20 protein-coding genes are annotated in these 24,115 nt (G+C 28.6%); all 20 read left to right on the top strand.

Annotated elements, in window-relative coordinates; genetic code table 11:
• Positions 1-125: 125 nt before the first annotated feature.
• The 20 genes from J2Z76_RS12875 to J2Z76_RS12780 all read left to right on the top strand — a co-directional run bounded on the left by J2Z76_RS12875 (position 126) and on the right by J2Z76_RS12780 (position 24,111).
• On the top strand, positions 126-368 hold the full coding sequence (locus J2Z76_RS12875) for a hypothetical protein (protein ID WP_209512480.1): 243 nt from the start codon (positions 126-128) through the stop codon (positions 366-368).
• Positions 369-712: 344 nt separating this feature from the next.
• Positions 713-1,495 (top strand): ParA family protein, encoded by a 783-nt coding sequence (locus J2Z76_RS12870; protein WP_209512479.1) that lies wholly within the window; start codon positions 713-715, stop codon positions 1,493-1,495.
• A complete protein-coding gene (locus J2Z76_RS12865; protein ID WP_209512478.1) occupies positions 1,488-2,408 on the top strand; it encodes a ParB/RepB/Spo0J family partition protein in 921 nt (306 codons plus the stop codon). Before J2Z76_RS12870 ends, J2Z76_RS12865 begins: the two co-directional genes overlap by 8 nt.
• 339 nt (positions 2,409-2,747) lie before the next feature.
• Positions 2,748-3,209 carry an HAD family acid phosphatase gene (locus tag J2Z76_RS12860; protein WP_209512477.1) on the top strand — a complete coding sequence of 154 codons (462 nt, stop codon included), beginning with the start codon at positions 2,748-2,750 and terminating at the stop codon, positions 3,207-3,209.
• A 245-nt stretch (positions 3,210-3,454) separates the two neighbouring features.
• The gene (locus J2Z76_RS17005) at positions 3,455-3,562 is read left to right on the top strand and encodes a GNAT family N-acetyltransferase (RefSeq protein WP_342455049.1); all 108 of its coding nucleotides are present in this window, start codon (positions 3,455-3,457) and stop codon (positions 3,560-3,562) included.
• Between the two features lie 329 nt (positions 3,563-3,891).
• Positions 3,892-10,095, top strand: coding sequence for a DEAD/DEAH box helicase family protein (locus J2Z76_RS12850; protein ID WP_209512476.1), 6,204 nt, complete (start codon positions 3,892-3,894; stop codon positions 10,093-10,095).
• A gap of 301 nt (positions 10,096-10,396) precedes the next feature.
• Entirely contained in the window at positions 10,397-11,107 is a 711-nt protein-coding gene (locus J2Z76_RS12845) for a LytR/AlgR family response regulator transcription factor (RefSeq protein ID WP_209512475.1), read from the top strand.
• Between the two features lie 3 nt (positions 11,108-11,110).
• A complete protein-coding gene (locus J2Z76_RS12840) occupies positions 11,111-12,430 on the top strand; it encodes a sensor histidine kinase (protein WP_209512474.1) in 1,320 nt (439 codons plus the stop codon).
• Positions 12,431-12,545: 115 nt separating this feature from the next.
• Complete coding sequence (locus tag J2Z76_RS12835; protein WP_209512473.1) at positions 12,546-13,130, top strand: accessory gene regulator ArgB-like protein; 585 nt, start codon at positions 12,546-12,548, stop codon at positions 13,128-13,130.
• The gene (locus tag J2Z76_RS12830) at positions 13,117-13,254 is read left to right on the top strand and encodes a cyclic lactone autoinducer peptide (RefSeq protein ID WP_209512472.1); all 138 of its coding nucleotides are present in this window, start codon (positions 13,117-13,119) and stop codon (positions 13,252-13,254) included. Before J2Z76_RS12835 ends, J2Z76_RS12830 begins: the two co-directional genes overlap by 14 nt.
• Before the next feature lie 338 nt (positions 13,255-13,592).
• Positions 13,593-14,834, top strand: a complete 1,242-nt coding sequence (locus J2Z76_RS12825; RefSeq protein WP_209512471.1) for a hypothetical protein — start codon at positions 13,593-13,595, stop codon at positions 14,832-14,834.
• Between the two features lie 84 nt (positions 14,835-14,918).
• On the top strand, positions 14,919-15,404 hold the full coding sequence (locus tag J2Z76_RS12820) for a hypothetical protein (protein WP_209512470.1): 486 nt from the start codon (positions 14,919-14,921) through the stop codon (positions 15,402-15,404).
• Positions 15,405-16,087: 683 nt separating this feature from the next.
• Positions 16,088-17,503, top strand: coding sequence for a group II intron reverse transcriptase/maturase (gene ltrA / locus J2Z76_RS12815; protein ID WP_209512469.1), 1,416 nt, complete (start codon positions 16,088-16,090; stop codon positions 17,501-17,503).
• Between the two features lie 149 nt (positions 17,504-17,652).
• Positions 17,653-18,657 carry a DUF3991 and toprim domain-containing protein gene (locus J2Z76_RS12810; protein WP_209512468.1) on the top strand — a complete coding sequence of 335 codons (1,005 nt, stop codon included), beginning with the start codon at positions 17,653-17,655 and terminating at the stop codon, positions 18,655-18,657.
• Positions 18,658-18,755: 98 nt separating this feature from the next.
• Positions 18,756-20,279, top strand: coding sequence for a hypothetical protein (locus tag J2Z76_RS12805; RefSeq protein ID WP_209512467.1), 1,524 nt, complete (start codon positions 18,756-18,758; stop codon positions 20,277-20,279).
• On the top strand, positions 20,276-21,010 hold the full coding sequence (locus J2Z76_RS12800) for an SAF domain-containing protein (protein ID WP_209512466.1): 735 nt from the start codon (positions 20,276-20,278) through the stop codon (positions 21,008-21,010). The genes J2Z76_RS12805 and J2Z76_RS12800 overlap by 4 nt, the downstream gene beginning before the upstream one ends.
• 4 nt (positions 21,011-21,014) lie before the next feature.
• A complete protein-coding gene (locus J2Z76_RS12795; RefSeq protein ID WP_209512465.1) occupies positions 21,015-21,212 on the top strand; it encodes a hypothetical protein in 198 nt (65 codons plus the stop codon).
• Positions 21,209-21,916, top strand: a complete 708-nt coding sequence (locus J2Z76_RS12790) for a cellulose synthase operon protein YhjQ/BcsQ (RefSeq protein ID WP_209512464.1) — start codon at positions 21,209-21,211, stop codon at positions 21,914-21,916. Before J2Z76_RS12795 ends, J2Z76_RS12790 begins: the two co-directional genes overlap by 4 nt.
• Positions 21,906-23,204, top strand: coding sequence for a CpaF/VirB11 family protein (locus tag J2Z76_RS12785; RefSeq protein WP_209512463.1), 1,299 nt, complete (start codon positions 21,906-21,908; stop codon positions 23,202-23,204). The genes J2Z76_RS12790 and J2Z76_RS12785 overlap by 11 nt, the downstream gene beginning before the upstream one ends.
• A complete protein-coding gene (locus J2Z76_RS12780) occupies positions 23,191-24,111 on the top strand; it encodes a hypothetical protein (protein ID WP_209512462.1) in 921 nt (306 codons plus the stop codon). Before J2Z76_RS12785 ends, J2Z76_RS12780 begins: the two co-directional genes overlap by 14 nt.
• Positions 24,112-24,115 lie beyond the last annotated feature (4 nt).

The raw sequence follows: 24,115 nt of genomic DNA, 5'->3' as shown, positions 1-24,115 counted from the left end.
ACTTAAAGAATCGATTTCAAAGTTGCTTAATACAAATGGGGAAAAACTAATAGTAGATATTATTGATACGCAATATTTGTATTATACGTTGTTCCAATAAATATACTTATAATGAGGGGTTAGATATGAATAAGAAAATTATTTTATGTATAATAGCTATTTTACTGTTGTTAATTACTGTAGTATATTATAGATCGATGCAAGTCACTGACTTAATTGCTCCATATAACAGTGAAGTTTTGCCTGATAAAATAAATTCCTATATATATTTCACTTCGCTATCGGAAAAGGAATTAACAGTTAATGGAAAAGAATCAGCAAAAGAAATCGTCATGCTGTTAGAAAATATGAAAGTAAGAAAAAATTAACTTCTCCTAATCCATATATACCAAAATTAAAAAATTCGTATCGTCTTGAATTCTATCTTGGAAACGATGTAAAACAAAGAATTAATATTTTAAACAGTAGATATATTGAAATTAATCATAAAGTATATACGATAATAGGTAAACCAAATCTCTCAGGCCTTTATAAAATGATTATCTTAGACCAACCAGAAGGGTTATTAGATGATTTTTACTATGATGTAATAGATATAAATGAGTCGTTATATTAAGATTTTCAATAACTTAGTAATATAAAAAATATCAAAACTATGCAGTTGCAATATGTAACTGTTTTTTTATTTCATAAAAAAGAAGGAGATACAAAAATGTGTAAAGTTATAGCAATAGCAAATCAAAAGGGTGGAGTAGGTAAAACTACTACAGCAATTAGTCTTGGTATCAGTCTATCAAGGCTGAAACAAAAAGTCCTACTAATAGATTTAGATGGACAGGCAAACTTAACAATGTCATTAGGATATGAACCTGATGAGCTTAATAATACAATTACAAATTTAATTGAAAATAGAATTAATGACTATAATTACAAAATAGATACAGAGAAATATTTCATAGAAACCGAAGGAATTTATTTATTGCCTTCTGATATTGGTCTATCTAGCATTGAAGTTAAAATGTTAAATACATTAAATAGAGAAAATATCCTTAAAAATATTATCAAAGATTTCAAAGATATGTTTGACTTTATTCTTATAGATTGCTTACCATTATTGGGAAACCTTACAATCAACGCTCTTGCTGCATCAGATAGCGTAATAATACCTGTACAATCCCAATATTTATCAATGCGTGGCATGGAACAGTTAATGCAGACAATAATAGGAATTAAAGCTCAAATTAATCCCAATCTAGAAATAGAAGGAATACTTTTAACAATGTATGATAAACGTACAAACTTAAGCAAAGAAGTATTCGACGAAATATATGAAACATATGGAGATTATATAAATGTATTTGAAAATGCAATAACAATATCAACTAAAATAGCTGAAGCGCCATCACAAGGGGTGAGTATTTTTACATACAATCCAAATAGCGAAGTTGCAAAATCATATGAACTATTAGCAAGGGAAGTATTAAACAATGAGTAAATTAAATTTAAATAGAAAGTTGAAAGGTCAAGATCTAATAAGTGACATAATCGGTAAACCTGATTTAAATAAAAATGATAAAGATATAAAACAAGTAAAAACATATTTGCTTATTCCTTTTAAAAACCATCCATTTAAGTTATACGAAGGAAATAAATTAAATGATATGATTGAAAGTATCAAAGAATATGGAATACTTTCACCAGTAATAGCAAGAGAAATTGAAAATAGGGAAGAGTTAGAACTTCTAAGTGGTCATAACAGGGTAAATGCCGCTAAAATAATAGGACTTGAAACAGTTCCAACCATCATAAAGAATGTAGATGATGATACAGCACAAATAATAGTTGCAGAAGCTAACTTTATGCAAAGACAAGACTTTCTCCCGTCAGAAAGAGCAAAAGCATATAAAATGCAATTAGATGCCTTAAATAGACAAGGTAAGAAAAGAAATACAGACATATGTTCCAATGGAACATATGTTAATACAAGCAGAGAAGAAGTCGCTAAAAATAATGATACTTCTGCATCACAGATTAGGAGATATATAAGGTTAAACTATCTCACAGATGAATTACTAGATAGGGTAGATAAGAACATCTTGGGATTTAGACCAGCTGTAGAAATTTCATATCTATCTTCAGAAAGCCAAAAAATAATTGAATCTCTTGTAAAAAATCAAAATATAAAAATAAGCTTAAAGCAGGCAGAAACTCTAAAAATAAAGGAAGGAGAAATAGGACAATTAAGTTTAGATGTAATTCTTGAAGTGCTGTCTGATAAAAATAAAAATGATAAAAACAAAAAAATTGCTATACCTTTAACAAAAATAAAAAAGTATTTTGATGAAGATATATGCGAAGATGAAATTGTTGAAAAGATAATTGAGTTGTTGGAAATAAGTCAAGTATAAATTATCCAAAGGAGCAGATTAGTATATATTGTGAATACGTGGTATTATTAAAGATAAACTTTATTGAGGGCGCAGTAAGGTCTTTTATCATATCAACTATATTCTTATTATTGGTTCAAGTGGCTTCAATTCTTTAATACGGAAAAAGATACTATAAAGTGTAAAAATTTATTAGTGCAATCACATACATTGTATTCTGATACAAAATTAAAGTATTTTAAATTTATAGAGGCAATTTATATATAATTATACTAAATATTTGTAAATGAAATTAATATTCGGTATAATTAAACAAAGGCATATTATAGATAATTTATGTTAATGAAAGTTGAGGAATGTATGATGAAAGCAATTTTAGTTTTTATTGATGGTACAATTTGTGATGATAGGCATAGATTACATCTTTGTGGTACATCTGATTTTAATAAAGTTGAGAATATTTTAAATGATATTGCTGTTATTGGTAGTGTTGAATGTTTAAATGAATTACATGAACAATTTAATATCATTTTTATGGGAGCACGTTCCGAACAAATGAAAGAAGTTACTTTAGAGTGGTTAATAAAAACTGGTTTCCCTAATGGTCAAATCTACTTATCAGAAAAACAAGAAGATAGACTGGAAATAGCAAAAGCACTTTCAAAAAAGTACAATATAGCTGCAGGTATCGGTGATAGATGGGATGACAATGAACTACATTTAGAAATTGGTTGTATGAGTATAATTTTGGAAGAGTATAAGGGAAATTGGAATACTGTTAGAAAGTATTTATTAAAACCCGACAATGAATTAATAAAATAATGTGAAGATGTGTTGATTTACTACGTTCTAAATATTTATTAATGGAAGTCAATTCTGACTTCAATTAAAAATTGTATTATTATCAACAGTATTCTTTAACATAGTCTAAATAATAAATAATTTATAGGAAGTAGGAGAAATGTGTATGTACATATATTATAAGGTTTCGTTATACGTGAAGGAACTGACGGAATAAGTGGTGAACTATTAAGAGAGTTATATACGGAGATTGGTTGGTGTGGAGCATGATTGCTTCAATCCAAGATTTAATGGTAAAAAAGGAATATAGAAAACAAGGAATAGGAAAAAAACTTATTCGGTTATGCTTGCAAAAACTCCCACACGGAAATTAGTCCACAAAGACTACTACTGAAAATTATAAATTTTATGAAGAGTGTGGATTTATAATGCCAAATCAGCAAAATGCTACGATAGAATATGATGGATTTATTAAGGCAAAATTAGAAGGTAATAGGTAGATAATAAGCATAACGGCGATCAGTGTAATTCAAAAATTTTTTTATGTTTATATTAAATATAGTTGTAGAAATAGAATAGTGTTAAAAGTGGCTACGGCAGATAAAAGATGTCGTAGTCTTTTTTATATCAAAATAAGAAGTACAAACAAGATTGTAAAAGCAAAGCAATGTTATTATTAGTAATTATGGAGGCAAACTAGAAAATGGACAGAAGAATAACAAATTTAAAGCAGATTTATGATGAAATAATACCCCAACTTACAGTCTCAGATACAGAATGGATTCAGTTCCTAAAATTTTCATCAGGAATTTGGAAACACAGATTTGATACTCAAATACTCATATATGCACAAAAACCAGAAGCAACATTTGTTGCAGATATGAATATATGGAATAGCAAAATTAAAAGATACATAAATAAAGGAGCAAAAGCGATAAAGGTTTTTGATACAACAAAAAATCCTGTTAAAATCGAGTATTTATTTGATGTTTCAGATACTAATGGACAAGAGAAGACTTATCCGAGAACCTGGGTATTAAATGATACTTCTAAGCTATTATTAAATCAAAAGCTTAACAGCAAATATAATACAGATATTAATTCAATAGATAATATGATTATATATTTATGTAAAGAGTATTCTGAAATAGTATACAAATCATATATATCTGAATTTAAAAATCGAGATAAACAATTTACAGTATTTGACGAAATATATAATAGTACTAAAGATAAATTTAAAACAACATTACAAGAAAGCCTGATATACTTAATATCAACAAGATGTAATATCAATACAGATATTAACAGCGAAAAATATTTCAAATATATCGCTGAATTTAATACTAAAGAGCTAACATTAAAGCTTTGCAGTTCAGTGGCTAATACATCACAGCTGATATTATCAGATATAGAAAATGAGTTGAAAAATATAATAAAAGAGAGGAAAAGGGAGAATGAAACCAATAGACTTAACATACAAGGAGATAGACGGAATATTGTATCCAGAGATAGAAATGGAGGAGAATCAGGAGGAACAAGAGCCAGTGGGCAAGTACGGATTACTAGCAATGAATTATCTGAGAGAAATAAATCAGCAGAGGTATACGAAGATGTTCATGAACGGAGAACTGATGCAAGTAATGAGGAAGGTAAACGAGGAAGCATACGAACTACTAGGCAAGATAATGGAACAGAAACTAAAGATAGATCCAATACCAGACCCGATGAACGTATACGAAAGTTACAAACACAGGGATATGATAAAGAGAGAAGCGGAAGAAATAGTATTGAAGGAAATAGTGTATCAAATAAGGTAACAGAACAAATAGAAATTACAGAACAGATAGAGATAACAGATAATGTAGAGCTGTATGAGAATTTAAACAGCTCTATTATTTTACCTAAAAATAGTGTATTAGATGATGATATCAAAAATAATATTATAGAAAAAATAAATTATAAATATAAAGATAACGACAAGATAGAAGGTGGACTGAAAACAAAATTTAAAAACAATATAGAAGCTATAAAATTATTAAAGATCATAGAGCAAGAGTTAAGGTTAGCATCATCACAAGACCAGAGTATATTAGCTAAATACTCTGGATGGGGAGGAATGCCACAAGCATTTGATGAAAATTCTAGTTCTTGGGCCAATGAATATAATGAGCTTAAAAGTATCCTAACAGAAGAAGAATACAAAAGTGCAAGAGCATCTACCCCAAACGCCCATTATACTTCAAAAGAAGTAATTCAATCAATTTATACAGCACTTGACAATTTTGGTTTTGAAAAAGGCAATATATTAGAGCCATCAATGGGAGTTGGATATTTCTTTTCTCAGCTGCCTGAAAGCATGAGTAAATCTAAATTATATGGAGTTGAGCTTGATGATATATCAGGAAGAATATCTAAGCAGATGTATCAGAAAGCTAATATACAAATTAAAGGATACCAGGACACAGAGTTTCAAAACAACTTCTTTGACGTTGCTATAGGTAATGTTCCATTTGGAGATTACAAGGTATTTGACAAAGAATATAATAAATATAATTTCTTTATTCATGATTATTTTATTGCTAAGACAATAGATAAAGTTAGACCAGGAGGAGTTATTGCTTTTGTAACTTCAAAGGGAACAATGGATAAACAAGACAACTCAGTAAGAAAATATATTGCCGAGAGAGCAGACCTTATAGGAGCTATCAGGCTTCCAAATAATACATTTAAAGAAGTTGCAAATACTGATGTAACAACAGATATATTATTCTTGCAAAAAAGAGATAGTATAAACTTAGAAGAGCCTAAATGGATTAATGTCTTACATAACGATGAGGGGATACCCCTAAATAAATATTTTATAGATAATCCAAACATGATGCTTGGCGAAATGGTATTTGATGAAAAAAGAAAGGGCATGTTTGGAGAAAACAGTAAAGTAACAGCTTTAGTTAATAAAGATGAAAATTCTAATATTGAAGAAGCCTTAAAAGTTGCTGTATCAAACCTTAAAGCAGATATTAATATATATAAATTGCAAGATAAAGATAAAAAAGATAATGACAACTTAGATGAAGCAAATAAAGATTTACCTGCAGATACTAATGTAAAGAATTTTACATTTACAGTAATAGATGACAATGTATATTACAGAGAAAATGCAACTATGCATTTTATAGATATAGGAGCCAAGACAAAAGAAAGAGTAATAAAATTACATGAAATAAGAAATATAACAAGACAGATAATTAGTGAGCAGCTAGTAGGCTGTACAGATGATTATCTTAAACTACTGCAAAATGAGTTAAATAAAAAATATGATAATTTTGTAAAACATTATGGATATATCACTGACAAAACAAATAAAAGAGCATTTTCAGATGACAATGATTATCCACTTTTATCTTCATTAGAAATAATTGATGAAGATAAAAATGTTACTAAAGCAGATATATTTTCTAAAAGAACCATAAGCCATTATGAAAAAATTGAAAAGGTTGATACTGCCGTTGAGGCCTTAACGGTAAGTATGAACGAGCGAGGTAAAGTTGATCTTAAATTCATGGCCAAACTTTCTAATAAGGATATAAATACAGTTATAGAAGATTTAAAAGGAATAACATATATTAATCCACAAAAATATGATGAAAATAATATAACAGCTGGCTGGGAAACAAAAGATGAATACTTAAGCGGTAATGTAAGAGAAAAATTAAAATTAGCTTATGTCTATGCTAAAACAAATGATATATTCAGTATAAATGTGCAAGCACTTGAAGAATCACAGCCTAAAGACCTTGAGGCAGGCGAAATAGATGTAAGGCTCGGCTCAACATGGATAGATCCAAAGGACATAGAACAGTTTATATATGAATTATTAAAAACTCCAAAATACTATTACAACACAGGCTTAAGATATAATGATGAAATTAAAGTTAACTATAGAGATTTTAATGCATCATGGTCAATAAGCAATAAAGGTATAGATGGAAATTCTGTTGCAGCTAAAGAAACATATGGTACAAGCAGAACAAATGCATACTACATAATAGAAGATACATTAAATCTAAAAATCGTAACAGTTAAAGACAGAATTGAAGAAGATGATAGAGTAAAATATGTAATAAACAGAAAAGAAACAATGCTTGCAAAAGAAAAGCAAAGGCTAATAAAGGAAGAATTTAAAAGATGGATATTTAAAGATATAGACAGACGAAGCAAATACGTTAGACTGTACAACGATAAATTTAATAATATGAAACTTAGAGAATTTGATGGAAGTTATTTAACTTTCCCTGGAATGAATCCAGACGTAAAACTAAGACCACATCAGAAAAATGCTATAGCACGAGTAATTACATCAGGAGAAAATACATTGCTAGCCCATTGCGTAGGTGCAGGAAAGACGTTTGAAATGGTTGCTTCATGCATGGAAATGAAACGTCTAGGACTTGCAAATAAAAGTATGATAGCAGTACCAAACCATCTTACGGAACAAATGGCAGCAGAATTTTTAAGACTATATCCTTCGGCTAATGTTTTGGTAACAAGCAAAAAAGATTTCAAAAAAGAAAACAGAAAGAGGTTTGTTAGCAGAATTGCTACAGGCAACTATGATGCAATAATAATAGGGCATAGTCAATTTGAGAAAATTCCAATATCAAAAGAAAGACAGCAAAGAATGATTAATGAACAAATTGACCATATAGTGGAATCTATAAGTGAAATAAAATCAGAAAACGGAGAACAATGGGCAATTAAACAAATGGAAAAAACAAAGCTTCGACTTGAAGAGAGCTTAAAAAAACTTACTGATACTGTTAAGGATGATGTAATAAATTTTGAAGAATTAGGAATTGATTGTTTATTTGTTGATGAAGCACATAATTATAAAAACTGTGCTATATTTTCTAAAATGCGTAATGTTGCAGGTATATCTAACACAATGGCTAAAAAATCTACAGATATGTTGATGAAATCTCAATATATACAAGAAATAAACAACGGTAGAAATGTAATATTTGCTACAGGAACACCAATAAGCAACTCAATGGTTGAGCTATATGTAATGATGAGATATCTAGAAGAAAAAGAGTTGCACAAAATGGGAATATATCATTTTGATAGTTGGGCATCAAACTTTGGAGAAGTTGTTTCTTCTCTAGAACTTGCTCCTGAAGGAACCGGATATAGGTTTAGAAATAGATTTGCTAAATTTGTAAATCTTCCAGAGCTTATGACAATGTTCAAAAACATAGCAGATATACAAACTCCTGATATGCTTAATCTTCCTGTACCGAAGCTTAAAGATGGTAAATATAAAATAATAATAGCAGATCCTACAGAAGAAACAAAAGAAATAATGTCTGAATTTGCAAGCAGAGCAGAAGATATCAGAAATGGAAGTGTTAAGCCTTGGGAAGATAATATGCTCAAGGTTACAAATGAAGCAAGACAATTAGGATTAGATCCAAGACTATTAGATTCTAATGCTGAGAATAACCCAGCATCAAAAATAAATAAATGTATTGAGAATATATATGATGAATATATAAATTCAAACGTTATAAAAGGAACGCAAATAGTATTTTGTGATATAGGTACACCAACAGGAAAAAAACAAGGGTTTTCAGTATATGACTACATAAAAGAAACATTAATAAAACAAGGAATACCTGAAAGTGAAATATGCTTTATTCATGATGCTAATAATGAGGTACAAAGAGAAAACATGTTTTCAGAACTTAGAAGAGGATCAAAGAGAATAATTATAGGGAGTACTTCCAAAATGGGAACAGGAACAAATATACAAAGTAAACTTGTAGGACTTCATCATCTTGATGTACCTTGGAGACCATCGGATATAGAGCAAAGAGAAGGTAGAATACTTCGTCAAGGCAATACAAATGAAGAAGTTAATATATATAGGTACGTAACAACCGATACATTTGATGCATATATGTGGTCAATAGTTGAAAATAAACAAAAATTTATTTCACAGATAATGACATCAAAATCTGTTGCAAGAAGTTGTGAAGATGTAGATGAAACAGTATTAAGCTATGCAGAAATAAAAGCACTTGCAACGGGTAATCCATATATAAAAGAAAAGATTGATGTTGATAATGAAGTAGCAAGATTGACACTTTTAAAAACTGCCTACAATAATCATAAATACAAAATGGAGGATAATTTTAAATCTAAATATCCTAGTCTTATAGCAGAAGCTAAACAAAGAACAAATAATATTAAAAAAGATATTGAGATAAGAAATCAAAACAGAAAAGAAGAATTTCAAATAATATTAGATAATAAAGCTTATGATAACAGAGAAGATGCAGGAGAAATTATAAAAGTATTATCAGACAATGCAATATCAACCGAAGAAAAACAAATAGGAAAGTTTAACGGGTTTGATTTATACATAAAGAAAAAACACATGAGTTTCAATGAGTTGATCCTGAAAGGTAACAGTACTTATACAATTGAGCTTGGTGATAGTCCACATGGTAATATGGTTAGGCTTGAAAATGTCGTAAAGAATCTAGAATTTTATATAGGTAAACTGGAAGACAAAATAGTTGAGTATAACAGAAACATGGAGGAATCAAAAACAGAATTTAAGAGACCTTTTGAACATGAACAGTTACTTGCTGAAAAGTCAAGACGACAGTTTGAATTAAATGAGTTGCTTGATATTAATAAGAATAAAGAAGCTATAGTAACTGATGAAACAGAGTTTGAAAGTGTTGATAAAGATCGTAAGGATAATGGAATTGTTGATGAAAACAATAACAATAACAATAAAAGAAAGTGTATGAGTGAAGTTGCTAATTTAGTTGGGAAGTATAAAGCTGAAAATGTAAAAGGTGAACAGGAAATAAATAATAATATGGAAAGGTAAATACAGTTCTAATAAAAACAGATTTTATAACCAACAACAATTGTAAAAAAATACCAAAAGTTAATTTCTAAATATTTAAGAGAATAATGTTCCTTTAAAATATTAAGTTTGACCTTAATATGATTAAGAAATAATATCAAACGACGAAAAACTTCTGCTATGGTGGCAGAAGTTTTATTACTTATAAGGACTTAACTCTTGAGATAATTACTAAATCATGGTAAAATATCGTATAACTATTAAGAACTATGATATGTAAAATTTTTTTAGTTCTAACAAGACATGATATCGGGGGGATAACATGAATTACTTTAATATAGGTATATGTGATGATGAAAAAATAATTTTAGAGAAAATATCACAGTTAATAAATGATAAATTTAAAGAAATAAATTGTGATTATAATATAAATAAATTCCTTGCTCCAATGGAAATTATAGAATATCACTCGCAAGAATATTTTGATATAGTTTTTTTAGATATTGATATGCCTAAAATAAACGGTATAGAAGCAGCACAAAATATTAAGGTTAAAAATCCAGATACTATCATCATCTTCATAACAAGTAAAGATGAACTTGTATACGAGTCCCTAAAGGTTCAGCCATTCAGATTTATCAGAAAATCAAAATTAACAGAAGAAATATCAGAGGCAATTATTGAAGTAAATAGATTCCTTGAAAATAATTCATATAAAATAAAAATAATCACAGATAAAAAAAAATATGAGATAGATATTAAAAGTATTTTGTATATCGAAAGCAGCAGAAATTATATAACTATAAATACAGTCAATGACAATCATTACAAGTATAAAGACAGCATAAATAAAAAAGAACATGAGCTGGAAGACTACGGGTTCATAAGAACACATTCAGGTTATTTAGTAAATGAAAGGTATATACAACGGTTAAACAAAGATAATGTAATAATGAAAAACAATCAAAAAATTCCTATTAGTAGGTCACGCATTCAATATGTTCAACAAAAACTTATAGAAGCACTAAGGTGAGTTATGAATAATACAGAAATTATATTTGAACTGTCAATAAGTTTATTTGAATCATACCTAATGATTGAATTTATTTCAAAATTTAATGGTTACAAGTATTTAGGCAGCAAAAAAAACATTTTATTTATTTCTGCAGTGATTCTGTTGTTTGTAAATATTACTGTAGCAAATTATATTGAAGTATTTATAGAAATTCCAAGTTATATAGCTTTTGTAATAATGATTATTTACAGCATAATAGCTCTTAGAGGGAAATTTTTAGTTAAGCTATTCAGTAGCATTATTTTTAATGTTGTATTGATATTAATTAATAGTTTTTCCTTATTTATTTTGGGTATGATTTTCAATGTTAGCGTTGAAGATATGATTACAACCTTTGGAATTTATAGATTTGTATGCCTAATAACATCGAAATTAATACTTTTTTATATTTCAAGAATAATCCTCAAATTAAAAAATTATAAAAGTGAAGAAACACCTCTATCCATATGGACATCAATGACAATAATTCCTATACTTACAATATTCATAATGGTTACTATAACTGAATCAGCAGTGTTCAATAACGATACGAGAATTACATTTTATTTACTTTTATCCATAATAGGATTAATACTAATAAATATAATAATTTATTTTCTTTTTATGAGATTGGGAAATGAATATGAAATAATTAAAGAAAATGAACTTCTAAAATATAATAATATGCTGCGAAATAAGCATAGCAAAGAAATAAAAGAGCTATATAAAGAAGTACAGACTATGAGACACGACATGAAAAATCAAATTATTAGCATCTGTTCCAGCATTCAAGACGAAAATTTTAATAAAGCAATAGATTATGCAAACGGCATAATAGAAAACATTGATAATACAAAAAAATTCATATTTACTAAAAATGATATGTTTAATGCAATAGTTAACAATAAGCTTTCGGAAGCGAACTATAAGGGGATTAAAACAAGCTATAGTATAAATTATGAACTGGACCAACGTATTGAAGATGTAGATATAAATATTTTATTTGGAAATTTATTTGACAATGCAATAGAAGCATGTGAAAAATTAAAAAACAATAAAGAAATTACTTTAGTAATAGATAAAAAAAGAGATTACATATTTATTGAAGTAAAAAATACTATAGATAAATCAATTTTAAAAGAAAACCCCAATTTATTGACAACAAAGCATAACAAATTAAATCACGGCATAGGAGTAAAGAGTATAAAAAAGATAGTTGAAAAATACGATGGAATAATAAATTATTATGAAAAAGGTAATATCTTTTCTTGTAATATATTATTATTAGAGGAAAAAGCATAAAATATTTACCAAACGTACACATACACGACCAAACGTCCCCAAGCTATTGACTTATGAAAAAAATCAGTTATATTGTAAATATAGGTAAAAGGAAATTTAATTATTGGAGGATACAATGATTAAATATTTATCAGACAATATAACTGATTATTTTTATTCAAATAATATAATTCAAGAAGAAGACAAAGAAATATATGTTTATGGTTTACAATTGATAATATCTACTATAATAGGAATAACGTTAATCTTAGTCTTAGGGTTAATATTAAAAAGGCTATTTTATTCTATTATATTCTTAATTAGCTTTATACCAATAAGAATGTATTCGGGCGGGTATCATGCTAATTCATATGTAAAATGCAATTTAACTCTAATATTATTATATTTGGTAGCAATGTCTGCCGTTATATTTACACCAACAGTTTATGTAATAAGAATATCAGCAATAATGGTAATCATAACTATATATATTATTTTGAAATATGCACCGGTTGATAATGAAAATAAGAGATTAACTGAAAATAGAAAAAAGGGAAACAAAGAAATAACTGTATTTATTCTGTTTGCTTTTTATTTAATTGGGGTGGTAATGTATAAAATAAATATCCAATTATTTTATACTATAATAGTTACCATGTTTTTAGTATCAATACTAATAATAATAAAGATTAAAGGGGGTGTTACAAATGAAGAACATTAAAAGAACCGTACTTAGTTTTGTAGCAAGACAAATTAAAAACACAGCAATTTCAGCTGCAGGAACTACATCATACTGGGGGGCATATCAGCCGAAAGAACCAAAGTGTTTAAGTGGTGGGAAATAAGATTAATACTAATGGCTATATAAATGGGATGATTCCATTGAAAAGGTAATGCTAGGCAACCTAAGAAGAACATTTGACTATCTCTATGTATTAAGATAGTTGGCATAGGATTGAAAGTATAGTTGGTACTATAAGAGAGGATGGATGAAAATGCCTAGTTATAGTAAGAATTAAAATAAAAATTATTAGTAAGGATGTTAAATGATAAAGATACAATTATTGCAGAATTATTTAATGAAACTGGAATTCATGAAAATACCTTGAAAAAATATGTAAAAGAGTTAATGTACTATATTTTAGTATAAGGAGTAAAAAATGAAAAATAATGGAGGATTAAAATGAAAAAGTTTATAAGTTATATTTTAATTGGTATTATGATATTAGGGTGTATGAATATTGGATTTGCATTAGAAAATGATAATGTTATTAGTAATAAAGTTAGTAATGAAAATGGTAATTTAGTTATTGTAAAAGGCAATGAAATGAATAATCTCTTTAAATTAGATGAAGTTGAAAATTTAAAGTCAAGCACATCAACAATTGAAAACAATATGTCTTTTTCCATAGATGGAGAAAAAAATAACCAAGTAAATATTTTAATGGATGGCATGTTTGATTTTAATGGAATCTTATGTGAGGTAGAAGCAGAAGGTACTGCTGATATTTATAGTACTAAAAAATTAGGTCAATTATATCTAGGAAACTTAAAGGGCAAAATCAAGATTAATGGAGAAGAAAGAAACATAAGAGTTTCATATGAAAGAAATTATAACAACATATATTATGCTATTTCAATCAATGATTTGGGTTGTAAAGAAGGATATAGTGTTTTTACATTTGGTGATTCACTGTTGGATAAAGAAGTATTAGCTGAAATTGTTGCTTTAGAAAAAGAAAGTAAAGAACTTAATGCACTTAATAATATTAAAAGCTATGATCCTACAGATTCTGATTGGGAAGAACTTGACGATTATCCGAACGGAAATTTGGTTTTGAGAGCAAGATTATTTGCAGAAGATGATATAGTAGATTATAGTGATGATGGTAAACTTATGGTTATAACTCAAGTAGATAAAGATGACGTGGAAAACGAATTAGAAGATAACAATGATTATACAGTATTACTAATTACAATAGATGAATTTGATGTTGATTTCCAATCAATAGATGAAGAAAGCTATTTCACTAGTCAAAATCCTAGTGAAACAGATTCATCTAATAGTATTTTTAGCTTTATATTAGATGTTTTCGGAGATTTGGGAGTTCCAAGTTCTTTATTAAGTGCTATAGAATTAGTGGGTGAGAATATTGGTGATGATGTTACTATTACTTATGATAATGATAGTTATAGAAGACACTTAAATATAGAACCAGAAAATGATACTTATATGGATTGGTCTGAATATCCAGATGGTGGATATCCTGTAACAATAGGAGTAGAAAAAGATAACAATGCTACTGACGATGATATTGATATAGATGTAGAAGCATCATTAGGCGTTTTTTTAAATCAAAGTAATATACATTTCGTTATAGATACTGGTGAAGCTGATTTGGATATTGATTTAGCTGATTATTAATAGAATCAAAATAAAGAAATCTGGTTTTTTATACAGATTTCTTTATCTAACACAAAATTTCTACTATCTAGGAGGTATGAAAATATGGATAAAATAAATTTACTTCAGAACAAATGGGTTATCCTAATAATAATTGCTATAATAATTGTAGCAGTATTAATAACTCTCTTAGTTATACAAAATCATACTTATAAAAGAAATATTGGATGGTACGATACTCTTCTATTGGCTACTTTAGAGAATGATTTAGAATGTTTAATTGATCTAGCTGAAAAAAAACAACTTACTCAGGTGATATACTCTGAAAAAAGAAATAACTTAAGAAATATTTGTACATTTATTGGTGCTTCTCCTAATATAGGATTTATGGATGATAAATTATACAATCTTTTAGATGATAATCAGCTTCCAATTGAGAGACTCGATGATCTAAAAAAAATGCAGTTGAAATTGGAAAACCTATTACGAGAATTACATTCTTCTATTAATTTATATAATCATTTTAGAAATGACAAAAACAAAGAAATGTTTATTAAGGATATTTCAGGATTATCCTATGCGTTAGGATAGTTGTAACTACTATATCTAATGCTACAGGTAGTTTTAACGTAACCTTTCTTGAATAAGCAGGGCACACGATATCTGAGGGTGAAGGTAGTACAAAGTTTGAAGAACAGCAATTGATGATTTTAGGTATTCATACAGTTTGTGTTAAATCAAAGAAAAACTATTTTATATGAAATTGCTAAATATGGTTAAGTCGCGTATTGTTAAAAAGTAATATAAAATCAAAAGAGTGGTAGATAAATCTAAAGAGAAATGGCTTCTGTTCCAATGGAACAGGGGTTTTTATTGTGTGCCCAGCATGGGCAACAACCTGGTGGTGAAAGTCCACTACGGGCTTGGTAGAAGGAACCGTTAGCCAAGAGCAAGGGTGTCCATGGCGACATGGAATCTGAAGGAAGCTGGAGGCAAAATCCTGAACCGACGAACAGAAATCACATCAGGCTGAAGTAGAGTGGATGAGTTTGCAATACAAAACGAAGTCCAATACTACCCGAACTCTACACAGTAAATGTGGCGGTTACATGGGAGGAAGGTTGTTGTTCTTACCTGGGGAGGTCTCATGGACATGGGGAAACAGAGTATGAACCATGGTTGAAACAAGATTTGTCGTGAGAAGTCAGCAGAAGCCATAGTACTATGAGAATCTAGATGTCATAGGAAGGGCTGAATCATAGGAGATGAAGTCAATGAAAATTACCGAGAACACGTTAAAATGCAGAAAACAGAATAAAGACACCATCATCAACTGTGGGAATAGTGTGGAACACGAAAGACGCAGAAATGGGCAGAGTGATTCGAGGATGATTGAAAAGGACAACATCAACACAAACGAACCGACAGGGGGAATGTTGGAAAGAATCCTATCCAGAGATAATATGAATGAAGCCTATCAAAAGGTGAAAAGAAATAAAGGAGCAGGTGGAGTCGATAAAATGGAAATGGATGAACTTCTAGAACATTTAAAGACACACCGGGAGGAAATTCTAACATCCCTACTGAAAGGAAGCTACAAACCATATCCAGTGAAACGTGTAGAAATACCAAAAGAAAATGGCAAAACACGTAAGCTGGTAATACCAACATTAACAGACAGAGTAGTCCAACAGGCAATCCTTCAAGTATTAAGTCCAATATACGAAAAGCAATTTGCAGAAACAAGTTATGGATTTAGACCGAATAGAGGATGCCACGATGCATTAAAGAAATGCCAGGAATACGCAAATCAAGGATATTGGTATGTTATCGATATGGATTTAGAGAAATTCTTCGATACAGTAAACCAATCTATGCTAATGGAAATTCTATCAAGAACAATAAAAGATAATAGGGTTCTATCTTTAATCCAAAAATTCCTAAATGCGGGAATCATGGATAGGGGGATGTTCATAAAAAGTGATGTAGGAGTTCCCCAAGGTGGGCCAATTAGTCCACTTTTAGCTAATATTATGCTAAATGAGTTAGACCAAAGTCTTGACGAATGGGGATATCGATTTGTAAGATATGCCGATGACCTTATGATATTTACAAAGAGTGAAAGAGCTGGACAACGGCAATATAAAAGGGTCAGCAAATTTATAGAAGGAAAATTGAAGTTAAAGATAAACAAAGAGAAAACTACAATAACTAGACTTAATCAAGTTAAATATCTAGGATACAGCTTCTATAGAATAAAAGGCAAATGCAGATTTAGAGTTCACCCTAAAAGCATAACAAAATTGAAAGATAAACTAAGAGTGGCAACAGGTAGAAGTAACGGTATGAGCATAGAAGGAAGGAAAACTAAACTTAATCAAATTATTCGAGGATGGGTTCAATATTTTAAATTAGCAGACATGAAGACTGTTATGCAATCCATAGATGAATGGTTAAGAAGAAGGATTCGGATGATAACATGGAAAAGATGGAAGAAGGTCAAAACTAAATTTGAAAACCTTCAGAAGTTAGGCGTAGCCAAAGATAAGGCATGGGAATGGGCTAATACAAGAAAAAGCTACTGGCATACGGCCAATAGCTGGATTCTTGCAACAACCCTAACCAATGCTAGGTTTGAAAAGCAAGGATATTTGAGTTTACTTAAATATTATCTTGAAGTTAGAGTGTAAACTATGAAACCGCCGTATACGAGAACCGTACGTACGGTGGTGTGGGAGGTCGGTAAATAAAATAATTATTTACCTCCTACCCGATTTATGGCAATAGTAATAACATGCTGTTGCTTTTTTGTTTCAAAAAATAAAAGAGAGGAGTATATATGTATACAAAATATGAAATATCAAAAGCACAAAACATATCACTGTTAGACTATATTGAAAGCAGAGGATATGAACTAATTTATAGTCATACAGACGTTAGGCTAAAAGAACATGACAGCTTAGTTATATCAAACAATAAATGGAAGTGGTTTTCAAGAAATAAGGGAGGTGGTACATTAGATTTTTTAATTGAATATGAAGGTAAAAATTTTAAAGAAGCTATGCAAACTCTACTTGGTGAAAAAGGTATTGATGAAAGTAAACCACAATATAAGGAACATATTCAAAAACAACATGAAATTAAACAAATTAGCGAATTACCAGAGAAAAATAATAGCTATAGAAGATTGTATGCATATCTAAGTAAAACACGTGGAATTGATGTCGAAATAATTAACGATATGGTTAATTATAAAGTTCTGTATGAAGAAAAAGAGCATAACAATTGCGTTTTTCTTGGAAGAGATAAAGCTGGTGAAGTAAAGTATTGTTTAAAGGTAGGTACAAATACATTTAAAAAGTTTAAAGGAGAAATACCAGGATCGGATAAAAGATTTAATGTTGAGTTATATTCTTCTCAAGAAAACAAAAGTGTTTGTATTTATGAATCAATAATAGACGCTATGAGTCATGCAACGTTAATTAAGCAAAGAGGATTGGACTATAAAAATCAAAATAGAGTATCTTTGGGAGGTGTATCAGATTTAAAACTTGAACAATATTTAAAAGATAATCCAAACATTAAAAAAATAGTTGTAGGACTTGATAATGATGAAGCAGGTATTGAAGCAGGACTAAAGATAAAAGATAAATACACTAAATTAGGGTATGAAGTGACAAAGATAGTACCTAAACATGGTAAGGATTTTAATGATGAGCTTGTAGGATTCAGAAGCAGAAAATCTCTTAAGGATATTAATCAAGGGGTATCACAATATAAATCAAATGCAAATAATAAGCTTCCTGAAAGAAAAGATATTTCATATGCAAGTCAAAGTAGGTGATTTTTATTAATACAAAAGTTATAACATTTTGGTCCTCAGTTAAACGCCAAGGATGCAGTACCAATACAGCTTTATACGCATCATATTTATCAAAGGTAATGAATGAAACAGAGAAAGCAGTAATATTTAGTATTAACACAGGTATAGATGCAACAGATTATATAACTTCTAATCAGATAAGAAATGGTGTAGATGATTTAATTTTTTTAAATGATACAAATAACATTAATACCAAAGAAGATATTTTAGTCTATACCCACAAATTATCAGAAAACCTTGATATACTTGGGACAGGAAAAAATCAAAACAATATTCAAAAACATTATAAAAAGATTATTGATCTTCTATCATTAGCCTATGATTACATACTAATAGATACTGTAACCGGTAATGATTTAATATATAAAAATGTAATGAATCTATCAGATTTAATAGTTGTTTGCTTACCCCAAGATAGATTTGTATATGAGAAATTGGATTTAAGCTCATTCGAAAACAAAAAAATTATTTTTCTAAGTTCAATACATAACTCAAAGAATGAATTTAATCTTAGTAAAATGCAATTGATGTTACCAGGACAAGTATATACATTAAATCAAAACGATAAAATCAATCAAGCTGTGTATTCACAAAATTTATACAACTTTATTGATAATGAATTTAAGAAAAAAACTAATATAATTACAGAGCTTTATGAAATTCATAAAGAAATAAACAGGCTTATTAACTTAGATAATTTAAAAATTACATATGAGATAAATAGACTTAAAGCCCATGATAAACAGCATACAGACAATTTATATATAGAGCCTGAAGTAAAAGTTATAAAAGAATACAAGTTTATTAAGGTAAAAAACAATATTGCGATAATTAATTTGAGTCAAGACGCAGGCTCGACTTTTGTAGCATTAAACATTGCATATTTGCTAAATGATAAAAGCATTGATATATCTGTAATAGAGATACCGCATAAAGAAATGAAAGCAGATATATACAATATTATTAACATTATTGATGATGAGTATATATCTCTTGCAGAGAGAATTAGTAATAATGAAGTAGATTATTACAGTAAAAGTACATTCCTAAAGGATAATATAAAATTCTATATAAATAACAAAAAAATAAGTAAATGGACTAGGGATAATAACATGGAATTTATAAATGTTATTAGCAAGGACAGCACAATAAATATTTATGATATTGGAAGCCAAGAAATAGATGAAAGCATAAATTTTATATTCAACATCATAGATGTCGTTATTGTAATAATAGATCCTTTGCCATATAAATTATTGCAGGCTGAAGAAAGAATAAAAACAATTAAGAAACTTGAAGAAAGAAATATTAACGTAGTTTACGCTTTAAATAGGTATATTAAGGATTTAAATATAAGAGATATTGAGAAGTATTATGATATTAGAATTACATCCAACATACCTTTTATAACTCCTGAAACAATATATTCTGCTAATTATTCTAATCAAACTGTATACAAATTTGAAAAAGACGAAATATTTCAAGATAGTTTATCGAAAATACTTAACCAAGCAAATGTATTAGAACATGTAACCCAAAAAAGTGATAAGAAATTTAAAATATTTAATTGGAGGCATAAGTGAAATTAAATAAAAAAGTGAATATTTTTAAGGCAACAGCAGCCTTCTTAATAATATTGGCTGCCGTTTTTTACTACTACGAAGAAATAAAGGTTCCCGAAGCAAACATAGAAACAATTGAGGTTATTGTTGCTACATCTAATATTAAGGAAAATACAGTAATTAAAAAAAATATGCTGTCTATAGAAAAGAGGTACGCTGAAGATGTTTTAAAGACAGGCAATATTGCAAGGACGTATGATGAAGTTGTAGGCAAAAGAACGATTGTGCCACTTTACAAAAATGAGATGATTAACAATAACCGTATTATAGAAAATAAAAAATATATGAACAATAAGGATCAAACGCAGATAGCAATATCACTTAACGAAGTAGATAAAGCTTTAGAGCTGCATCAGGGCGACTACATTGATATATGGTTAGAGCCTGTTTCTCAAAGTCAAGACAATCAGGAAGTTATAGAACCACATAAGCTAATTGAAAAAATTCAAATAGTCAGTATTCATGATTCAAATTACAATAATATAGAAAAAGAAAAAAAGACAGTATCTGAAGACTCAATAATAACATCGGATACTGTACATGTGTCTGCATATATAACAATTGAATTTTCTGATGAAGCATTAAAAGAAATTTACAGTGTAGATAAGAATCTATATACATTAAGAGTTACAAGATATGGAGAAGAAAAGTTTTATAGCATTGTAGGACGCATTATAGAAGGAGTTGAATAAAAAAATGCACATTTATATGGCAGTAACGCCTGATAAACTAGAATTGCCATTAGCAGTTGGAAATACTGCTACAGAATTAGCTAAGATATTAAGAATCAAAGAAGATACCATATATACAGGAATAAGCAGAAATTACAGTGGAAAAACAAAAGGAATGAAATTTATAAAGATAGATATTATAGAGGAAAGTGATGATAAATGACAAAGTTAATTACCATAACAAGTATAAGAGCTGGTACAGGAAGAACCACTGTAGCAGCAATACTTGCAGAAAAACTTTCTAAACAAGGTACAGTTCTTATAATAGATAATAACAAATCAAATATAAATATATATGATGTAAAAGTATCAAGTATAGAAAATATAAAGCTATACTTGTGTTTAGAAAACAAAGAAAGCTGTAAAAATGCAATAAAAGAAAGTGCAACAGAAATAAAAAATAATATATTTTTCTTTTCAGGAAGCCAAGAATTGCTGACTGAAAAAGAATTAAAATTCTTAAAAGAACAAGATAATTTTGATTATATTATCCTGGATACAATGGAGCAAATACCAAGCATTGCAGATACTTGTATTACAGTAATAAACCCAAACATTCATGAATATCATAAATATATAGAAGCAAAAAAAGATGAAGAATTAAGTAAATCAAATATCCTAATAAATAAATACACAGATGAAATAGAGTTTAAAACTTCAATAGAAGATTTTAAACTCTATTTTTGTTCAGAAATAATAAATTTTACAAATAGTTATGAGTTGAATCTGCAAGAAGATAATGATAACGAAATTTCAAAGCTCATAGAAAAAATAACTGGAGAAAATCATAAGCCAAGGAAAAGAAAAATATTCGATTTAATGAATATAAAAAACAAAAAGAAAGAAGGCAATAAAATTGGAATATAAAGATATTGAAAACTATGTATACGAAAAAATAATAAACAAAGAAGGAACAAAGGAGTTAAGAGAAATACATACTCAGAATCTTATAAATTGTTCTGCTGGTGATGTAGCTGCTAAGAACTATGTTCAGACATTAATTAAAAACATATTATTAGATATGAATATTCAGCAAGAAAAAATAAAGGAATTCACAGAACAGATATTTGCCAATAAATGGGGACTAAGAATACTTGAAAAATATAATTTGAAGGATGTTGATGAAATAATAACACATGGTAAAAAAGTATTGTTAAAAAAACAAGGTGAAATTATAGAAGTGCCTGAAAAATTCAATGATGAAGCTGAAGTAATTTCAGTTATTAGACGTTGTCTTGAATTTGATAAAACAAAGGACTTAAATTATAACAACGCTATTATAGAAGCAAAAAGAAAGGACGGATCAAGAATAAATGCAGTATGTGAACCTATAGGTAAATATCCATATCTTAATATAAGAAAATTTGATTCATTTCTTCCAACAACTGAAAATATGCTTAAAACACAAACAATTAGTAAAGAGGAAGTTGAAGTTCTATCAATGTTAGTTAAGGGTAGAGCAAACATATTAATAATAGGAGAAATGGAATCAGGTAAAACAACCTTTATTAACTGGTTGCTTCAATTTATACCTTTAAATTTAATTACAGGCATTATGGAAACTAAAAGAGAATTATATCCAGATATATTATATCCTGAAAAACACTGGGTACAATTAGAAGAAAAATTACCAGATTACCCTATGTCAATTCTTTTTAGAACAATGCTTAGAATGAGCGTAGATATTATAGTAGTTGGAGAATGTAGAGGGGAAGAAGTAAATGAACTTATAAAATCTATGAGTAGGGGACATTCAGGAAGTATGGGTTCAGCACATAGCATGGATGCTCTTGGTGCTATAGATGACTTTGCAGATATGACTCTGGAGAGCGGTAAAATTATGGATTTAAAGGCATTAAAATATCGTATAGCAAGATCAGTTGATATAGTAATAAAACTTAGAAAGTTATCAACAAAAAAGGATGGGAAGAGAAGAAAAGTATGTGCAGGTATATACGAAATTACAACGGAACACAATGACATGAGTTACGATTCAGTACCAATATTTGAATTTGAAATAGATGAAGAAAATCCGTCTGATGGAGGGATTCATATTAGAAAAAGTACAATATCAAGAAGGTTAAGAAAAAAACTGAACGAGTACGGTGTTAAGATGAGTGAAATAAATAAGGTGTTTGGCCATGAATATGTATAAAGTTATTATTGCAGTAGCATTTATACTTATTATTTTAGACATTGTTCTAAAGCCACGAAAGATGAGATTAAAAGTTAAAAGTGTAAGAAAAAAAAGCAATATGCTAAAACAAATAGATAGGGTAATATGTAGAAATAAAAAATTATTAGACATCAAGGAAGAATATATTACAAAGCTAAATGTAATCAATCAGAAAGATAGAAATACAAACAATACATATATTTTGAAATACATAATTATGGATGCAGCCATTTCCATAGCTTCATTTATAATTATCACATTATTGTTGACAATGTGGTATGCAGTTATAACAATATTCGTATCTACATTTTATTTAATATTATACGCAGGAATATTATACATTAAGAAAAAGACAAGTAAAATACAAGAGCAATTTCCTATTGCTTTACAATGCTTTGTAGATGAATATATAGCAAACAAAAACATAAAAAATGCAATAAATAATTCATATAATAAGATGCCTAAAGAAATAGGATCATCATTTGAATTACTTGCAAGAGAGTTATCTGGGGGAGAAAAATACAAAGAATCAATATTTAATCTAGCTAAAAGCTTATCATATATTTGGGGATACAGCTTTGCAGAGATACTGATAATGAGCTATGAAGGACAAGGTGATATAACAGAAGAACTGTTATTTTTAAGTAGCCTTGTGTCGGAAGAAATTACAGTAGAAGAAGAAAACAAATCCAACAACTTTGGAAACAAAATAACATTTATGATACTAAACGCAGTTACACTGATAGGATTTATAATTAATATAGCATATAACAGCCTATCAAAGAATCTGTACTTTTATACGCCAACAGGAAATATGTTATTAATATTTTGGTTAATAGTATTTATCTTTGGTATTTTAACAATATCTATATTTGAAAAAACATAAAATC

The sequence above is a fragment of the Sedimentibacter acidaminivorans genome, from assembly GCF_017873955.1.
Classification (GTDB): domain Bacteria; phylum Bacillota; class Clostridia; order Tissierellales; family Sedimentibacteraceae; genus Sedimentibacter; species Sedimentibacter acidaminivorans.
The sequence above is the reverse complement of the archived record's forward strand: the minus strand, read 5'-3'. Positions and strand labels throughout refer to the sequence as shown.